The organism is Paenibacillus sp. 01T422, from assembly GCF_056398785.1.
In genome coordinates this window covers 1-2,242 of sequence record NZ_JBFTQB010000993.1, presented here as the reverse complement: position 1 = coordinate 2,242, position 2,242 = coordinate 1, and the positions used below count along the sequence as shown (strand labels likewise).

General features: G+C 52.8%; 2 protein-coding genes. One reads left to right on the top strand and one right to left on the bottom strand.

The annotated features are described in order from the left end of the window. Positions 1-1,061, bottom strand: a 1,061-nt coding sequence (locus AC1DUA_RS34585) for a fumarate hydratase (protein WP_477504048.1), incomplete at its 3' end; no start/stop codon positions are given. Positions 1,062-1,137: 76 nt separating this feature from the next. Here AC1DUA_RS34585 and AC1DUA_RS34580 point away from each other — a divergent pair. Continuing rightward, a partial coding sequence (locus tag AC1DUA_RS34580; protein ID WP_477504047.1) for a polysaccharide deacetylase family protein occupies positions 1,138-2,242 on the top strand: 1,105 nt, incomplete at its 3' end.

The following is a 2,242-nucleotide window of genomic DNA, read 5'->3' as shown; positions in this document are numbered from 1 at the left end:
GTGTGCATAGTACCGTTAATAACGACCACATCGCCGACTTTCAGACTGCGAATTTGTTCTTCCGAAATCGGAGTATTCAAGACGATCTCACGACGTTCATCTTCCTTCACATTTCTAGCAGCTTCGGCACTCGCCTCAAAAGCTTCTTGGAAGGAAACTTCGCTTCCTCTCGGGTACGACCAACCGTTGATTTCACCAGTTTCAGGATTCAGCAGCACGCCTTGACGACGGAATGCCCAACAGTTGTAGGCAACAGAAACGAAGAAACTAGCTGGCAAACGGTTTGCCACGCCTACTTTACAGCCTAACAATGTGACCTGCCCGCCGAAGCCCATTGTACCAATTCCGAGTGTATTCGCATGCTCCAACACATACTCTTCAACTTTGCGAAGCTCAGGATGCGGGTTCACATCATCAACATGACGGAACAATTGGTGTTTCGCCAGCTCGTAACCGCTTGTCCGGTCGCCGCCGATGCCAACGCCAATAAAGCCTGCACTGCACCCTTGCCCTTGTGCTTGGTACACGGCATGCATAATACATTTGCGAATACCATCAAGATCGCGTCCGGCTTTGCCTACGCCTTCCAGATCAGCTGGCAAGCTGTACTGAATGTTTTTATTTTCACAACCGCCGCCCTTAAGGATCAGCTTCACTTCGACTTCATCGCGTTCCCATTGCTCGAAATGAATAACCGGGGTTCCAGGTCCCAAATTGTCGCCAGTGTTAGCGCCTGTTAAGGAATCTACGGAATTTGTGCGGAGCTTGCTTGCCTTGGTCGCATTGGCGACTGCCTCAAGAATGTGCTTCTTCATAATAATTTGGTTTGCCCCAACCGGACAGTGTATAATAAACGTTGGCATGCCTGTATCCTGGCAAATCGGAGAGACATTGCATTCCGCCATATGAATGTTATCGGCAATACGGGATAGGGAGAGCGCTGAGCGAGTTCCTTTGTCTTCTTTTTCACTTGCGGCTTGCACCGCACGACGTACATCACCCGGAAGGTTTGTGGACGTTTCGACAATTAGATCGTAGACGCTTTGATAGAAATGCTGCATGACTAAATATGGCTCCTCTCGACTAACAAATAATAATCATTACAAACTATTATATCATATAAGGAGTTACGCTGACATGTCCAAAAGAATCGGGATCACGATTCTGCTGAGTCTGATAGGACTCACGTTTCTGCTTACGCCGCTCTCCGCTAAGCGATCTCAAGATATCTACTATCAGGATCAAGTTGCTGTCCTCATGTATCATCATATCCATGACACTGATACAAGCTCCAGCACCATTACATCCTCACTGTTTCAAAATCAGCTGCAATTTTTACTAAGCAAGGGCTATCATTTTATTTCCCTGAATGAATTCAAGCAATATTTGGCTGGCGCCACAGTGCCTTCCAACGCGGTCCTTGTGACCTTTGATGATGGGTATCAGAGTTTTTATACCGGGGCTTATCCGATTTTGAAAAGCTTGCGCATTCCCGCTATCAATTTTGTCATCACGCATGATTTGGCCGATCCGCTGGCATCCTATATTCCTTCGATGTCCAAAGAGCAAATCAACGAAATGACTCATGCAACGAATTTCATCGATATCGGATGCCATACCGACAGCCTGCATAACAAGCTGCCGAGCGGCGATGCTGCGCTTGTCGGCCGCCTGGATGGAGAAGGCGACGACGCCTACAAGCAGCGCGTGTTGCAGGATACACAAGCTTGTGTAGGCAAGCTTGCAGGGCTAACGGACGCGCCGCTCGACGTTATGGCGTATCCATACGGCATAACGTCGCCTGCGGCGACGGAACAAATTCAGAAGGCGGGCATTCGCTACGCCTTCACGATCTCCCCCGAGATGGCGACGCGCAGCGCCGACCATCTGCTCATCCCGCGGATCAACGCGGGCAGCCCCGGCATCACGCCGGAGCTGCTGGACCGCTCGATCCAGCGCCGCATTCAGGCGCAGCCGGGCAGCGCCCCGCTGCGCGTGGACGCGGCCGCTGCCGTAGCGCAGCTCGGCGGCAGCGCTAGTGCGGAAGGCGGAGCGCTTCGCCTCCGCCTGGGGCAAGAGGCATTCACCCTGCAGGTGAATGCGGCTGAGGCCACGCGCGGCTCGGTGCGCGTGGAACTGAAGGAGCCCGTGCTGCGCGAGCACGGGCAGGTCACGATCGCGCTCGATGATTTGAGCGCGTTGGTCGGGCTGCCGCTCGTCTACACCCCGGCCACCGGGACGG